At 42.3% G+C, this 14,417-nt stretch carries 19 protein-coding genes (1 of these 19 cut by a window edge); 15 read left to right on the top strand and 4 right to left on the bottom strand.

The window, feature by feature from the left end:
* The 8 genes from GSF04_RS21740 to GSF04_RS21705 all read left to right on the top strand — a co-directional run bounded on the left by GSF04_RS21740 (position 1) and on the right by GSF04_RS21705 (position 5,713).
* A complete protein-coding gene (locus tag GSF04_RS21740; protein ID WP_039490907.1) occupies positions 1–594 on the top strand; it encodes a prepilin-type N-terminal cleavage/methylation domain-containing protein in 594 nt (197 codons plus the stop codon).
* Entirely contained in the window at positions 591–968 is a 378-nt protein-coding gene (gene gspI, locus GSF04_RS21735) for a type II secretion system minor pseudopilin GspI (RefSeq protein WP_039490909.1), read from the top strand. The genes GSF04_RS21740 and gspI overlap by 4 nt, the downstream gene beginning before the upstream one ends.
* On the top strand, positions 968–1,600 hold the full coding sequence (gene gspJ, locus GSF04_RS21730; RefSeq protein WP_211858778.1) for a type II secretion system minor pseudopilin GspJ: 633 nt from the start codon (positions 968–970) through the stop codon (positions 1,598–1,600). Before gspI ends, gspJ begins: the two co-directional genes overlap by 1 nt.
* Positions 1,601–1,602: 2 nt before the next feature.
* Positions 1,603–2,604, top strand: coding sequence for a type II secretion system minor pseudopilin GspK (gspK, locus tag GSF04_RS21725; protein WP_211858777.1), 1,002 nt, complete (start codon positions 1,603–1,605; stop codon positions 2,602–2,604).
* On the top strand, positions 2,601–3,806 hold the full coding sequence (gspL, locus tag GSF04_RS21720; RefSeq protein ID WP_211858776.1) for a type II secretion system protein GspL: 1,206 nt from the start codon (positions 2,601–2,603) through the stop codon (positions 3,804–3,806). The genes gspK and gspL overlap by 4 nt, the downstream gene beginning before the upstream one ends.
* Positions 3,803–4,276, top strand: a complete 474-nt coding sequence (locus GSF04_RS21715) for a type II secretion system protein M (RefSeq protein WP_211858775.1) — start codon at positions 3,803–3,805, stop codon at positions 4,274–4,276. The genes gspL and GSF04_RS21715 overlap by 4 nt, the downstream gene beginning before the upstream one ends.
* 2 nt (positions 4,277–4,278) lie before the next feature.
* Positions 4,279–5,037, top strand: coding sequence for a type II secretion system protein N (locus tag GSF04_RS21710; protein ID WP_039490918.1), 759 nt, complete (start codon positions 4,279–4,281; stop codon positions 5,035–5,037).
* A 106-nt stretch (positions 5,038–5,143) separates the two neighbouring features.
* On the top strand, positions 5,144–5,713 hold the full coding sequence (locus GSF04_RS21705; RefSeq protein ID WP_045988282.1) for a UPF0149 family protein: 570 nt from the start codon (positions 5,144–5,146) through the stop codon (positions 5,711–5,713).
* Positions 5,714–5,724: 11 nt separating this feature from the next.
* Here the strand turns inward: GSF04_RS21705 and GSF04_RS21700 are convergent, their stop codons facing one another.
* Together GSF04_RS21700 and GSF04_RS21695 are read right to left on the bottom strand one after the other, a co-directional pair.
* Complete coding sequence (locus GSF04_RS21700; protein ID WP_010604378.1) at positions 5,725–5,928, bottom strand: hypothetical protein; 204 nt, start codon at positions 5,926–5,928, stop codon at positions 5,725–5,727.
* Entirely contained in the window at positions 5,928–6,287 is a 360-nt protein-coding gene (locus tag GSF04_RS21695) for a hypothetical protein (RefSeq protein WP_026001103.1), read from the bottom strand. The genes GSF04_RS21700 and GSF04_RS21695 overlap by 1 nt, the downstream gene beginning before the upstream one ends.
* Before the next feature lie 249 nt (positions 6,288–6,536).
* Between GSF04_RS21695 and ccoG the strand changes: the two genes are divergently transcribed.
* The 5 genes from ccoG to GSF04_RS21670 are packed head-to-tail and all read left to right on the top strand — an operon-like array spanning position 6,537 to position 10,808.
* A complete protein-coding gene (gene ccoG, locus GSF04_RS21690; RefSeq protein ID WP_039490925.1) occupies positions 6,537–7,994 on the top strand; it encodes a cytochrome c oxidase accessory protein CcoG in 1,458 nt (485 codons plus the stop codon).
* 44 nt (positions 7,995–8,038) lie between these two features.
* Positions 8,039–9,013, top strand: a complete 975-nt coding sequence (locus GSF04_RS21685) for a serine/threonine protein kinase (RefSeq protein WP_010378535.1) — start codon at positions 8,039–8,041, stop codon at positions 9,011–9,013.
* Between the two features lie 16 nt (positions 9,014–9,029).
* Positions 9,030–9,653, top strand: a complete 624-nt coding sequence (locus GSF04_RS21680) for a thiol:disulfide interchange protein DsbA/DsbL (RefSeq protein ID WP_039490929.1) — start codon at positions 9,030–9,032, stop codon at positions 9,651–9,653.
* Between the two features lie 18 nt (positions 9,654–9,671).
* Positions 9,672–10,301 carry a thiol:disulfide interchange protein DsbA/DsbL gene (locus tag GSF04_RS21675; protein ID WP_010604382.1) on the top strand — a complete coding sequence of 210 codons (630 nt, stop codon included), beginning with the start codon at positions 9,672–9,674 and terminating at the stop codon, positions 10,299–10,301.
* Positions 10,302–10,349: 48 nt separating this feature from the next.
* Positions 10,350–10,808 carry a DUF523 domain-containing protein gene (locus tag GSF04_RS21670; protein ID WP_211858774.1) on the top strand — a complete coding sequence of 153 codons (459 nt, stop codon included), beginning with the start codon at positions 10,350–10,352 and terminating at the stop codon, positions 10,806–10,808.
* A gap of 10 nt (positions 10,809–10,818) precedes the next feature.
* Here the strand turns inward: GSF04_RS21670 and trmA are convergent, their stop codons facing one another.
* Positions 10,819–11,913, bottom strand: coding sequence for a tRNA (uridine(54)-C5)-methyltransferase TrmA (trmA, locus tag GSF04_RS21665; RefSeq protein ID WP_211858773.1), 1,095 nt, complete (start codon positions 11,911–11,913; stop codon positions 10,819–10,821).
* A 164-nt stretch (positions 11,914–12,077) separates the two neighbouring features.
* Between trmA and GSF04_RS21660 the strand changes: the two genes are divergently transcribed.
* Together GSF04_RS21660 and murI are read left to right on the top strand one after the other, a co-directional pair.
* Complete coding sequence (locus tag GSF04_RS21660; protein ID WP_211858772.1) at positions 12,078–13,205, top strand: DUF5610 domain-containing protein; 1,128 nt, start codon at positions 12,078–12,080, stop codon at positions 13,203–13,205.
* Between the two features lie 63 nt (positions 13,206–13,268).
* Entirely contained in the window at positions 13,269–14,045 is a 777-nt protein-coding gene (gene murI, locus GSF04_RS21655) for a glutamate racemase (RefSeq protein ID WP_082083420.1), read from the top strand.
* Here murI and GSF04_RS21650 read toward each other — a convergent pair whose 3' ends face one another.
* Positions 14,046–14,417, bottom strand: partial view of an RNA-binding protein gene (locus GSF04_RS21650; RefSeq protein ID WP_039490939.1) — the 3' portion only. The gene runs 96 nt beyond the window's last position; the window shows 372 of its 468 coding nt (coding positions 97–468); its start codon lies beyond the right edge, outside the window — the gene reads right to left on this strand; its stop codon occupies positions 14,046–14,048.

The raw sequence follows: 14,417 nt of genomic DNA, 5'->3' as shown, positions 1-14,417 counted from the left end.
ATGTTAGCACCTCTGCATAAACCGGCATTAGCTAAGGTAAAGGGCTTCAGTTTACTTGAAGTCCTTATTGTCTTGGTGATCATTGCTTTTTCAGTAAACCTCATTACTTATACCGTCAGTGATAGTGATGAAGAAGAGCTCGAAACCATGGCTATGCGTGTGCAGGGGACGATTAATCTTGCGTCAGAATTTGCAGTACTAAATCAGGTTGAACTTGGTTTTCACTTAGATAAAGGTGTGATTGAGTTTTTGGTTTTTGACGGTGAGAAGTGGCGAACTTTCGAAGCCGACGATATCTACAAACCTATTGAGCTGCCTGAGCAGTACAAAGTGGAATTGATCTTAGAAGATCTGCCGTGGTCTCAAGATAACTTACTTGAGCAAGCAAATTGGCGAGAGTTGATGAGTGGCGGCGACGACGACAATTTACTTGAACTTAAAAAGCTCAAGATCCCGCAAGTACTTATTTTATCTTCCGGTGAAGTCAGCGCATTTAGATTAAGTGTGGAAAATAAAGAACTGCAAGAGCCAATATATTTTGTCGAAGGCGAATTTATGGCGCCGGTAGGGCTGAAGCGGGAACCTGAAGAATGAACGCTAGAAAAAGCGTAGGCTTTACCTTACTTGAAGTCATGGTTGCGCTAAGTATTTGTGCTGTCGCTGGTATTGCTGCAATGCAAGCAACAAGCGAACATATAAATCATATCAGCTCGCTTGAAGAGCAGACCTATGCGTCGTGGGTGGCAGAAAATCGCTTGGTATTTTTGCGCGCGCAAGGCGATGACTGGCATGGGAAGAATGGTAACAAAGGCGAAGAGGAAATGGCCGGGGTCACTTGGTATTGGCAACAGCATATCCAACAAACCGCAGATCCTAGCTTTGTAAAGCTCACCGTACACGTTTTCCGCGAACCTGAACTCAAAAACTCAGTGTATGACATCACCACTTTTATGTACCGGAGTAAGTAGTGACAGTGCATACACCTCAGCGTGGTTTCACGCTAATAGAAGTATTGTTGGCACTGGCTATTTTAGCGGTGGTGGTGACGGCGACTCATCAAATTTTAGATTCAACGTTGAAGGCCCAAGCGGCTTCAGCGGAAAAAATTGCCGAAATTGAAGGTCTACAAACGACTTTCCGCTTGATGGATCAGGATTTTAATCAGATCACTAAGCGAGAAGTCAGAAATGAAGCTGGGGATTTTAGCCCAACTTATATTATCCATGGCCGTTATGAGCTTGAAAGCCAATATGATGGTATCGCTTTTGTTCGTGATGGTTGGACTAACCCTATTAGTTTATTGCCACGTTCTGAACTACAGGCTGTGGGCTATCGAGTTATCGATGACAAGCTGGAGCGTATTTATCGAGTATATGTTGACCAGCTTGATGGAACAGAGCCCCGAGCGCAGGTCATCTTGGAAGATGTAGAAGAGTTAAAGTTTGAATTTTTGGACGACAAACTAAAATGGCAAGCTGATTGGAAATCGAAATCGTTACCTAAAGCGGTCAAAGTGACGTTGCAAAGAAAAGACTCGGATCCAATAAGCCGTTTATTTTTGACGCCAGGCAGTGGTGTCGCTGATGATAAGGGGCAATAGCCATGAAGCAGCAAGGTGCGGCGCTTGTTATCGTACTTTTCATCGTTGCGTTGGCAGCGACAATTGCCGCTGAAATGGCGAGTAGTTTAATGGTGCAGGTACAAAAGGCCTCGAATATTCAAACTCAGCAACAAGCCAAGTGGTATAGCTATGGCGCTGAGGAATTAGTCAAAAGAGCGTTGATACAAGCGAAAAAAGATGATCCTGATAGCGTTAATCTAGACCAGCCTTGGGCTCGTGAAGAAGTGCCTTACCCTGTCGATCATGGTACGTTGAGCGGTAAAGTGACAGACTTACAGGCATGCCTAAACCTGAATGCCTTGAGAGCAAAGTCACAAACAAATGGAAATGACCAAGGTGGTCGGCAGATTGGTGGAAAGAATACAAACCCAGCCCATGCTGCGCTATTGGAACTTTTGAAGAATATCGAGGATTTGCCGAGTAACGAAAGCGAGGAAGCTCTTGCTGATAGTGTCTACGATTGGCTTGATGAAGATAGCATTACTTACCGCTCAGGGGCAGAAGAAGACGAGTATATGTCTAATCAGATGCCTTATTTAACGGCTAATAATTTGATGGCGTCTGTCAGTGAGCTACGCGTGATTAAGGGCTTTAACCCGCTGGTGATGGAAAAGATTAAGCCTTATGTTTGCGTGATCCCCGGAAGTGAGGAACTCGCGGTAAACGTCAATACGATATTGCCAGAACAAGCGCTTCTACTCAGTGCGCTTATACCTGGTTTATCGAAGTCAGGTGCTGAAGCTATTATTTCAGCAAGACCAAAAAAAGGTTTTACCGATATTAATGAATTTTACACGGAAGTCGCGAATCAAGGGGTCAAAGACCCTAACAAGACTTCCAAAACTTTTACGATTAACAGCAATTATTTTCAGTTGCGAGCAACAGCTGTGTTTGATGAGCGACGCTTTTCTCTCACATCAATTATAGAAACAAAAGATGGTAAAGCGTACGTGCTTGCTCGTAAATTTGGAGGCGTAGAGTGACAGAACAATTATTGGTCCGTGTGGATCAGTCACACCAGGCGACAATACACTGGTTAGTGTGGTCAACAGAACAACAACAAATTATTGCCAGTGGTGAACTAGAAGGGAGTGAACAGCTTAGTAGCCTTGCCGAAAAAGCGCAAACGAGACCGGTTGTTTTGTTACTACCAGCGACTGCGGTGCAATTACGCACGCTAGAATTACCAGCAAAATGGAATAGGAAACTTGAGCAAGCCTTACCGTTTATGCTTGAGGAACATGTCGCGACCGACATCGATGCGCTATTTATCGCAATTGGTAAGCCGGGCATGAAAGCCGACACACATACTATCGATGTTGCGATTTGTGATAGCAGTTGGCTACAAAGCTGGTTTAGTGCCTTCGATGATGCAGGGATCAGTGTAAATAAAGCGCTACCGGATGCTTTATGTTTGCCGCTTCATGAAGAGATGACTAGTGCCGTGCAGTTAGGCCAGCAATGGCTATTCAAACACAATGCTTGGCAAGTTGGCACAGCAGAACTTAGCTGGGTTAACGAGTACCTCACCATTGCGGGTGTTAAGCAGCTGGCGCATTTTAGCCCGGCAAGCGATTTCTCAGAAACGATAATGCTTACGGCGCAACAACAAGATTACGATTTACCTTTAGCCATCTTCGCTAAATCACTATCAAATATTGATTTTAATTTGCGTCAAGGTCGGTTCGCTGCGAAGAAAAAGCAGCCGCAGTGGTGGCGTGACTGGCGCAGTGGCCTAATAGCGGCGAGCGTGGCAGTAGTGAGCTTTATCGCAATTAAAGGTACTCAGCTGTATGTGATAAGTCATCAAGCTAATCAGCTAGAAACCCAAGCGGTCGCTATGTATCAACAGGCATTTCCAAATAAAGTAGTGCGTCCGCACTTATTGAAAAAACAGATCCAAAATGAGCTTGATGCGTTATCTGGCACGGAACAAGGCGGTTTGCTCGAATTAACTAATCACTTTGTGGCAATTTATGAAGAGGTTGATGCTTTCGCTCCTGAGACGCTGCGTTACGACAAACGTAGAAATGAACTCAGAATTAGAGCACGCGCAAAAGAGTTCCAGGTATTTGGTCAGGTCAAAGCAATTTTAGAGCAACGCGGTGTAAGCGTTGAACAGGGCGCCCTGAACAATGATGGTGACTTTGTGGTGGGTGAAATTCGCATTCGAGGTGCAGCATGAAGCAGCAAGTAGTGAGCTATTGGCGTGGTTTAAAAGAGCAAGAACAAAAGCTGTTGATTGTTGCTGGCGTTATTTTTATCGTCTTTGTTCTAGTAATGGGTATATTCAAACCTTTGAATCAAGCTGTCAGCGATGCCGAAACTAAGCTAAAACGTAACCACGAACTCGTAAATTGGGTTGGTCAAAGCGTGAGTAAGCTGAAATCTAGCAGTCCCACACAGGTGATCAGCGGCGGCAATATCAGTCAGATAGTTAATAATACCCGTGGCCGTTTTCAAATTGATATCAGCAAAATGCAACCTAGTGGCGAAAGCTTGCGTTTAACCATCGATGATGTGGAATTTAATAAACTTGTTGCTTGGATAGATGAACTGACAAATAAGCATGGAGTAAAAGTAGAAAACCTAGACCTTACACAAGGGAATTTACCTGGCTTTGTGCGTGTTAGTCGCTTGGTTTTAGAGAAATAATTATGAAGAAAACACTATCTCTACTCATTATATTTTTACTCGCATTTATTATTTTTAGTGCTTTTACTATGCCAGCTGCGGTGTTGCTGCAAGTTTTTAAAGGCCAATTGCCAGCTAATTTGCAGCTAGGTGCAGTAAATGGTTCTGTTTGGCATGGTCAAGTGAGCGGTGTGAGATTCAATAACATTCAATTGAATCAGGTTAAGTGGGAGCTTGAACCGTCGTCATTACTACTCGGTGAGTTGGCAGGCAATGTACAGTTTGGTAATGCGAGAGATAAAAATGAGATCTCAGGAAAAGCTAATTTCTCATCGAATTTAGTAAGTAAATCCATGACGGTAAATAATGCCTCACTTCGTTTCAGTGTTGAACAGGCTATGGACCAAGTAACTCTGCCATTGCCGGTTGATGCCAAAGGGCGCGTTATTGTTAATGTGAAGGAGTACCAAAGTGGTGCACCGTATTGCGAAGGACTAAATGGTGAGATAAGTAGTCCAAATATTGATGTTAAAGGCATGAATGGTTGGTTTAGTATCGGTGATCTTAGTGGCCAGCTCGATTGTAAATCAGGAGATATTGCCGTGGTTGTTGACCCTGAAAATCGCTTGGGCTTACAGGCTGATGCGACACTTGCTGCCAACTTCCAGTTTCGCGTATCTGGTAATATCAAGCCAGATGCAAGTCTACCGAAAGAAGTACACGATGCGGTTAAGTTTTTGGGGAGACCGGATGGCGAAGGTCGCTACCCAGTAAATTTATAATATACTTCTGTCATATCAGACTTTAGTTAATCTAATCTCAGGTTAGTTATTAATATAAAAGCATTTTTGTAGGCGCTGAGACGGCGCCTAAGTTCAAGGCAACACTATGCACGACTTCTCTTTTACTGCAGCTGATCAGCTGAATTTAGAAAACTACTTTTCTGCGCGCAAACTTTCTATTGATATTGCTTTTTTACAAGGATATTTATTTGCTACCTGTATAGACCCAAACGGTATCGAGGTAGATAAGTGGCTTAAGACTTTAACCAACGCAGATCCCGAACTAGATGAGAGTATTGCATTTGCATTGATGGCTTTACATCATGAAATTTCTGAGCAGGTATACGAAACTGAATTTCAATTGCCTTGGAATGGTGAAACACCACTTGAGCAAAAAATTAATTGGGCCGAAGGGTTTTTAATGGCGGCGACGCCCTTTTATGAGCAATTGATGTCCAGTCCGCTCGCCGACGATATTAAACAAGCTTTGCAAGTGAGCACAGAACAATTGGGGCTTTTTGCACTTGGTGAGCAACAGTTAACGATTTACTGTGACAAAGTAGGACAGTCACTGACAGAGTTTCAACTAACTCAAGCGCAATTGGCTGACGAGTTTGCTGCTTCCTACGCTGAGTTAGTCGAAGTTGCCGCAGTGAATAGCGGACTATTTGATTAATCGAAAATGCTTTACGCGAGATCTAATTCGATAAATGTGCAACCCTGTTGGCATTGTGCCACAGCTCTATTTGACGTCGATTGACTTAAACTGAGTGCAATGGGTTGCTGACAGCTTGGGCAATTGACAACACGTCCCTGGCTAAGCTTTTTGATGAGTGCCTTTTGATCATTAAAGGATTTTGCCGACTTTTTATTTAATTGACTAAAGTCCATTATAATCCCTTCGCTTCATGAATGGCTTGCTCTGCAATTTCACAGATTTTGACGAGATCGGGGCCGTAAAAATACAAGTTATAGTCGTTTTCTTTACAATACTTGAGGTGGAAAAGCCTTACTTTTTCATCTGTTGCCAAGGCTTCGTCAATATAGCGCTTTTCGTCATCTGTCATGGTAATTGCTTTTACGACGTTGGCTCTGGCGATCCTTGCGGCCGTACTGCGTTGTACTTTGCTGGACTCGCTTAGCACTTCAACGCCTTGACCGAGTAATCTATCTCTTGGCTCTTTAATCAATGGATGATCCACAGTAAACAGAGCAACGACTATAATGGCTAATACTAAGAATTTTTTCATAATCTGACGCTGATTTGATCTAGCTAACAAAAATCTTGTTCCTAGTGTAATAAACTTGTCTGTCAGGTCGCAACAAGTCTCTCATCATTTATGGTGGGTTTTAGCTCAACTTACTATTAATCATAGAGTTTCAAAGCGTATAATAGTAAGCGCTAAACTATGTCATGGGGCACATTGCAATAGTTTAGCCTGTATTTTTCAAGGTCACTGTAGCAAGTGCATCTCGTTCCAAAGCACTAAGGAGCTTCCATGGAGAACGAAAGAATCAAGGTTAAAAACATACCGTCTGAAGTAAAAATTCAAAAGCCAATAGGTGGCACTGAAGGGAAATCGCTCAATAGCTCTACGCCCGATCGTTTTAATCCTCGCAATCGCATATATGTCCGGGCGGTGTCAGGACTACATCAACTGCTAAGAAGGCGTATCGGCTTTATTGGTATGTTGGCATTTATGGCCTTACCTTGGTTAAACTTTCACGGCCATCAAGCGGTGTTGTTCGATATTTTTGAGCAGAAGTTTAATATTTTTGGTATGACACTATGGCCACAAGATCTGACTATCTTTGCTTTTATTCTGATGATAGCGGCATTTGCTCTGTTCTTGGTGACCACCTTCTATGGCCGAGTATGGTGCGGCTACACCTGCCCGCAAACCGTTTGGACGTTTATCTTTATTTGGTTTGAAGAAAAGTTTGAAGGAACGGCAAACCAACGGAAAAAGCTAGATCAGAGAGCGATGGATTTTGACAAGTTTTGGCGAAAAACGGCAAAACATGGTAGCTGGATACTCTTTTCACTGTATACCGCAATCACTTTTGTTGGTTACTTTACCCCAATCCGCTCGTTGATCCCTGATTTACTTACTTTTTCTGCAGGATTTTATTCCGTCATTAGCATTATCGTGTTTACCATTTGTACTTATGGTAATGCCGGTTGGATGAGGGAAATCATGTGTTTACACATCTGTCCTTACTCTCGTTTCCAATCAGCCATGTTTGATAAGGACACATTTACCGTCGCCTATGATAGCGAACGAGGTGAAAGTCGAGGTCCTCGAGGACGCAAGCAAGATCCAAAAGCGCTAGGGCTTGGAGATTGTATCGATTGCAACCTGTGCGTTCAGGTGTGTCCTACCGGTATCGATATTCGTAATGGCTTGCAATATGAATGCATCAACTGTGGTGCGTGTATTGATGCCTGCGATGGTGTTATGGATAAGATGAACTACCCGCGTGGATTGATTGCTTACACTACAGAGCGCAATTTAGAATCATCCAGCGAAAAGACCAAACCAGTACGTGGTAAATTAATCGGTTATTTAATGATTCTGGTCGTTATCACTGGTGCATTAGTTGCGAACATTGCGATGCGTAAGCCGATGGATCTTGATATTATTCGGGATAGAAATCAGCTTTATCGTGTCAATATTGAGGGATTGGTAGAAAATACCTATACCTTGAAAGTGATAAACAAAGCGCAAGTTGAGCAGAAATTTTCTATTGCAATAACAGGTCTAAGTAATTATCAGGTGATCGGTAAGCAAGAGGTGCACTTAGCAGCAGGCACGACATTAGATGTGCCACTCTCTGTTGTGATTGATCCATATGATTTGAAAAAGCCAGTCACTGAATTTGAGTTTGTGCTTATTAACCAAGACGATCCTGAAGAACGGCTGGCGCAGCCGACCAATTTCTTCAAAGGAAGATAACAAGGTAAAAGCGAGGTATAAAACCTCGCTTTTTTATAAACATTATGAACGATTTTAGTTTTAACGCGTTGACACCGGATCTAATTTTAGATGCGATTGAGGCACTTGAGATATATCCGACAACGGGATTATTGGCCTTAAACAGCTATGAAAACCGTGTTTATCAATTTGGTGCTGAGGACGGCAAACGTTATGTGGTGAAGTTTTACCGCCCAGCGCGTTGGACGGATGAACAAATTCTAGAAGAGCATGAATTCGCACTGGCAGCGAAAGAAGCTGAAGTGCCTGTTGTCGCGCCTTTACTTATTACTGGGCGTAGTCTGCATTTTTATGAAGGTTATCGCTATACGTTGTTTCCAAGCGTTGGTGGACGTCAGTTTGAGCTCGATAATCTAGATCACTTAGAAATTTTAGGTCGCTACCTAGGGCGCTTGCATTGTCTGTCGGCTGAGCGAGCATTCGAGCATAGACCACAGCTCAATACCCAGCGTTTTTTGGTTGATGCGCAACAAACACTGCTAAAAAGCCAGTTAGTGCCTAGTCATCTACATACTCCATTTGTTACTATTCTTGAGCAAGTTATTAACAAAGCAACCTCAAAGTATCAAGTTGCCAAAACACTTCGGCTTCATGGGGATTGTCATGCTGGAAATTTATTGTGGTCTAGAGATCAATTAATGTTGGTGGATCTTGACGATTGTCAGCAAGGCCCTGCAATACAAGACTTGTGGATGATGTTAAATGGCGACCGCAACGAGCAATTGGTACAGTTAGACACCCTGCTTATGGGTTACGAAGAATTTATGCCGTTTGATTCAAAAGAGCTTGCGTTAATTGAGCCGCTACGTGCCATGAGAATGGTGAATTATATGGCTTGGTTGGCACAGCGCTGGCAGGATCCTGCATTCGAACGGAACTTTTCTTGGTTTGCGACAGACAAATACTGGGAACAACAGATCCTAGCGTTAAAAGAGCAATTTGCTGCATTAGATGAACCAAGTTTGAGCCTATTTCCTTAAAATTAGAGAGAGTAACATGCTAAAAAAATTAAAAATCGCACTTATTGCATTACTTTTGCCTATTGCTGCGATGGCTTCAGACTTTACCGAAGGTGAACACTACACGACCTTAACAACCGAACAGAGTAAATCAGAGAAAGTTACTGAGTTTTTCTCTTTTTACTGTCCTCACTGTTTCCGCTTTGAGCCAATTGCAAAAGCGATTGAAAAGAACTTACCTGAGGGGGCGTACTTTGAAAAAAGCCATGTGAACTTCCTGCGAGGTGTTCCTACAGAAACGCAGAGCAACCTAAGCTATGCCTATATTATTGCTGATCAAGCAGGCAAAGCGGATGTGATTGCTGAGAAGATTTTTAATGCTATTCATGTTGAAAGAAACAAACTGTTAGACATTAAAGATTTGAAAACGCTAATGGAGTTAAATGGGATTTCTGCTGAAAATTTTGATCAGGCTGTAACGAGCATGCCAGTCGTGAGTGCGGAAAATAACATGCTTAAAGCACAAGAAAAGTTTTCTGAAGCGGGTGCGCTTACAGGCGTTCCAACTTTTATCGTAAACGACAAATACAGAATCGAAATGAAAGGTATCAAGAGTCAAGAGCAGCTTGATGAATTGATCGCATATCTATTAAAAAAATAACGACTGGAGAAAGTTAGTATGTTGAAAGTATTAAAAGGCTTAGCGGTTGCACTAATGCTTCCTCTTCTTGCTCAGGCTGCGCCATTTGAAGAAGGTGTACATTATGAAGTTATTGCTGAGCGTGGCACGAAAAAGCCTGAGGTAATGGAGTATTTTTCTTTTTATTGTCCAGCCTGTAACGCAATGGAAAATTTAATCGTTGACGTTAAACCAAAGTTGGACGAGGGCGTTAAGTTTAAAAAAAGCCATATAGATTTTGTTGGTCCAAGAGAGCCTGAGATCCAACAGGTGTTGGCACAAGCACTTGCAACTGCTGAAGTGCTGCCACAAAAAGACAAGATAGTTGCAGCCATGTTTAATCATATCCATGGCAAGCGTGCAAAAATCAATGAACTTGCTGATGTAAAAGATATCTTTATTGCACAAGGTGTTGAAGAAGAGAAGTTTGATAAACTTTATGCCAGTTTCTCTGTTCGTACTAAAGCTTCAAAAATGCAACGTATGCAGAAGACTCTTTCTGATAAAGGCGCGCTAACAGGAGTACCAATGTTCGTGGTAAACGGTAAATACAAGCTATTACTTCGTGAGTCTGGTACGACTAAGCCTGAGCAAATTGCTGCTTTGGTGAATTATTTAGCAAAGAAATAAAATCTAATTTGTATTAGACTAGCCCTGCAATTATTGCGGGGCTTTTTTATGTTTAAAATTTTAGTTTCTAGCTGTTTATTAGGTTATCCGGTGAGGTATGACGCCTCTTCACAAAGCCTGCAAGACAATACATTACAGTATTGGCGGCAAAAAAATTGGGTCTTACCGCTATGCCCCGAAGTATCTGGTGGTTTACCAACACCTCGCCCATCGGCTGAAATAACAGATGGTAAAGTTTTGAGTAAACAAGGGGATGATTTTACCACCGCGTTTGAACTCGGTGCTAAAAAAGCGCTAGCGGCTTGCCTTCAGCACGATATAAAGTTTGCCTTGTTAAAAGAGTCCAGTCCGTCTTGCGGCAGCAATCTGATTTACGATGGTAGTCATACCGGTAAAAAAATAGTAGGGCAGGGGCTGACGGCGTCTTTATTACAGCAATCCGGTATTCAGGTTTTTAGCGAAACTCAGCTGCCAGCACTTATCACAGCGATGGCAGCCAGTCGTTAATCGTTAGAGATCACTTTCTCACTAAGTAAACGCCAGATTCAATATGATGGGTATAAGGGAACTGATCGAAAATCGCCATACGTGCGATTTTATGTGTTTCACATAACAAGGCTAAGTCACGCTCTAACGTGTCTGGATTACATGAGATATAAATAATGTTGTCGTAGTTGCCGACTAAGCGACAGGTCAATTCATCCATGCCAGCACGGGGCGGGTCTACAAGGATCGTTTGGCAATCATAGGACTGTAAATCAATACCATCTAATCGAGAAAACTTCTGCCCTTTCATGGCTTGTGTAAACTCTTCACTCGACATGCGAATAATATCTAAGTTATCGACTTTATTTGCTGCAATATTAAATTGTGCAGACTTTACTGATGATTTAGAGATCTCCGTAGCCAGCACTTTATTGAATGAGCCTGCCAATGCGATTGAAAAGTTACCGTTACCACAATAAAGCTCTAGTAGGTCGTTGCTTAGCGGTTCACTAATGGACTGCGCCCAAGCTAGCATTTTCTGATTCACTTCCGCATTCGGTTGCGTAAAGCTGTTCTCAACCTGCTGATAAATATACTCTTTACCGTTAACGCTAAGTTTTTCAGTGACATAGTCGTTGCCAAACACAACCTTTTGTTTTCTAGCACGACCGATAAAATCAACTTTATAGGTTTGTTGCAATTCGGCTCTTAATGTCTGCATGGCAGTTTGCCACGCTTCATCTAACTGCTTGTGATAAAGTAAGCTGATCAGTACTTCACCGCTCAGCGTCGTGAGATAGTCGATCTGAAACAGTTTACGACGCAATATCTCGTTGCCTTTCAGCTGATGTATCATCACCTGCATCATTTCATTGACAAGCGGCGCACCAGGATCAAAGCTATCAACACGGATCTTTTCTTTTGTTTGCTGGTCAAACATGATGTGAAACAGATCTTCACCCTCATGCCATACTCTAAATTCACAGCGCTGGCGGTAATGGCGAGTTGCAGATTCATACACTTCAAGTGCAGGTGCATCAAACTGTGCAAATTGTGTTGTGATACGCTCAGCTTTATCTGCTAACTGTTGCTCGTATGCTGAATCATCAATTTTTATTACTGCCATGCTAAAACCATCTATGTTGAATTAAGAGGCGCTATTTTAGGGAGCGTTGCTAATTTGTCCAGTCTAGCATCACTGGTGCGTCTGGTTTGCTGTTTTTTTAATCATTATACTTTAGCTTTGCGCAAATATGCCGATAATCTAACTAATATATTGGAGGGCATACCATGAAAATCGGGCAATTAAATCAGTTGCTCAATCCAGCGATGCAGCATAAGCCTGGAAAGAGCAAAGGGATAGGACCAAATATCCAAATTAATTCAGACAGCTATGCGGGGAATAAATCTAAGCTAGCAGCTAAAATTCTTGATGATAAGCTTGCAGAAGCGTTGGGGATTGAGAAGCCGACACAAGATAAAAAAGACAAGCCACTATTTGATTTTGAATCTATTGTCAAAAATGTACTCGATTTTGTTCAGGGTGCAGTGAAGAAAGCCAAAGTCGACGGCAAAAATGATGACGAATTGAAATCCATGCTAGATGGGGCACGTAAGGGCGTGCTACAGGGTATTGATGAAGCCAGCGAAGAGTTAAAAGGCATGGGCGCTTTCAATTCCGACATCGAAGATGGTATTGAAAAATCACGAGAAGGGATTTTTAAAGGTTTAGATGATTTTGAAAAAGAATTGTTTGAAGAAAAGTCGCCAAAGGCATTAGCGATCAGTGCCGCACAGTTTGCAAGCCTCTCTAATCAGGCTGAATATGCATTTACTACAGCTGAAGGGGATGAAGTCGTTATTTCATTCTCCGATGCGTATGCTCAGGGGGCCGCTGCGAGTGTCGCGCAAAAAGGTAATGATTATGGCATGGCATATGGCACTAAGTCCTCTCACGAAGTCAGTTTCTCAATTAAGGTTAATGGTGAGTTGAACGAAGAGGAGCAGCAAGCAATTAACGATATGATGGAAGATATCCGTAATGTCAGTGACTCGTTTTTCGGTGGTGAATACGATGAAGCTTTCGATTTGGCAAAGTCGCTTAGTTTAAATTCCGATCAGATCACTAATTTCACGATGGATCTAAGACAAAGTAAAACGTCAGCTGCGATTGCTCAATATCAGCAAGGCAATCCAATGAAAGAGTTAGAGAAGGCATTTATGCCACTCAATAAGCAGTTAGCAGATGTGCAAGAGCAAGCTAAGGGACTCAATGCCGATAATGAGTTGCCAAACCTGCTTGCTTGGATGAATGAAGGTCAGTCGAGACTAAATGAGTTTTTGGATTATGCTAGTAGCTTTTTTAGTAAACTGAATGAACTAAATAAAGAGCAAGTAGAGCAAAAACAAACAAACTAAGCCAGTTTATTTTCGCGAGGACTCATGGCAAACTTCATACTTCATTGATTTGAGGTATGAAGTTTGTCGCATATTTTGGTTTTCGATTCGGGGATCGGTGGCACCAGTGTGCTGTCGCACTTAAAGGCATGTTTGCAGGGGGTTTCATTTAGTTATGTTATGGACAATGCTTTTCTCCCATATGGCCTTCAGCCTCAAGAGCTAATCAAATCACGTATCAAGGGACTTATTCGTTGGCAACAGCAATACTTGGACAATGTTGATCTCATCGTCATTGCATGTAATACCGCTTCAACATACGCATTAGAAGAAGCCAGAAAACATACCCAGATACCAATTATAGGTGTGGTTCCTGCTGTTAAGCCTGCTGCATCTAGTTCAAAGACCAAGCACATCGCACTATTAGCAACACCGGCAACGTCAAATAATGCATATACGCATAAGCTCATCATGGATTTTACCTCAGGTTGTAAAGTTGAAACTTTGCATTCAACGGAGCTTGTAAGGATCGCTGAGCACTTTTATTGGCATAATGAGTTGGATAAAGAGGCACTGTGCGCGGAAATAGCTCGGCTTAACATTCCAGCCACTGTTGATAGGCTAGTGTTGGGGTGTACACATTTTCCTTTGATAGCTCACGATATCAAGAATTGCTTACAGAAGCATGTTGAGCTGGTTGATTCAGGCAAAGCAATAGCCAACCGTGCAGTGTCATTGTTGGGAAGTCAAATAGTAGTAGGAGAAAAGGTGCCGAGTGCATCGGAAGTGTGTTTCTATGCAACGGCACCAGTAATGGATAGTAAAGAAGTAATCTCTATAATTAATTTAAATAAAGATTAATTAAGCGGGTGAGTGATCCATCTCACCTTCAGGTTTTTGCTTTGCTTCTCTTACTTTTAATGTACGCTGTTGAAATTCACGCTCATTGAGTTGAGTGATCGCCTTTTCTGCATCTTGCTTAGACATCTCAACAAAACCAAAACCACGTCGTTTGCCTGTGTTTTTATCCTTAAGTAGACGAACTGAAAATACTTGCCCTTGCTCTTCGAAAAGTTCGCGGACAACATGTTCGTTGGCTCGATATGGTAGATTGCCTACATATAATGTAGTAGTTGATAAGTTTGATTGTTTTTCTTGTTGTGTATCACTTTTTAAAAACTGGCTTACTACACTACCGATGATAATACCTACGGCAAGCATAAGAGCAGCGTC

The organism is Pseudoalteromonas sp. A22 (assembly GCF_018141345.1).
Lineage (GTDB): Bacteria > Pseudomonadota > Gammaproteobacteria > Enterobacterales > Alteromonadaceae > Pseudoalteromonas > Pseudoalteromonas maricaloris.
This window is presented reverse-complemented; position numbering and strand designations above follow the sequence as displayed.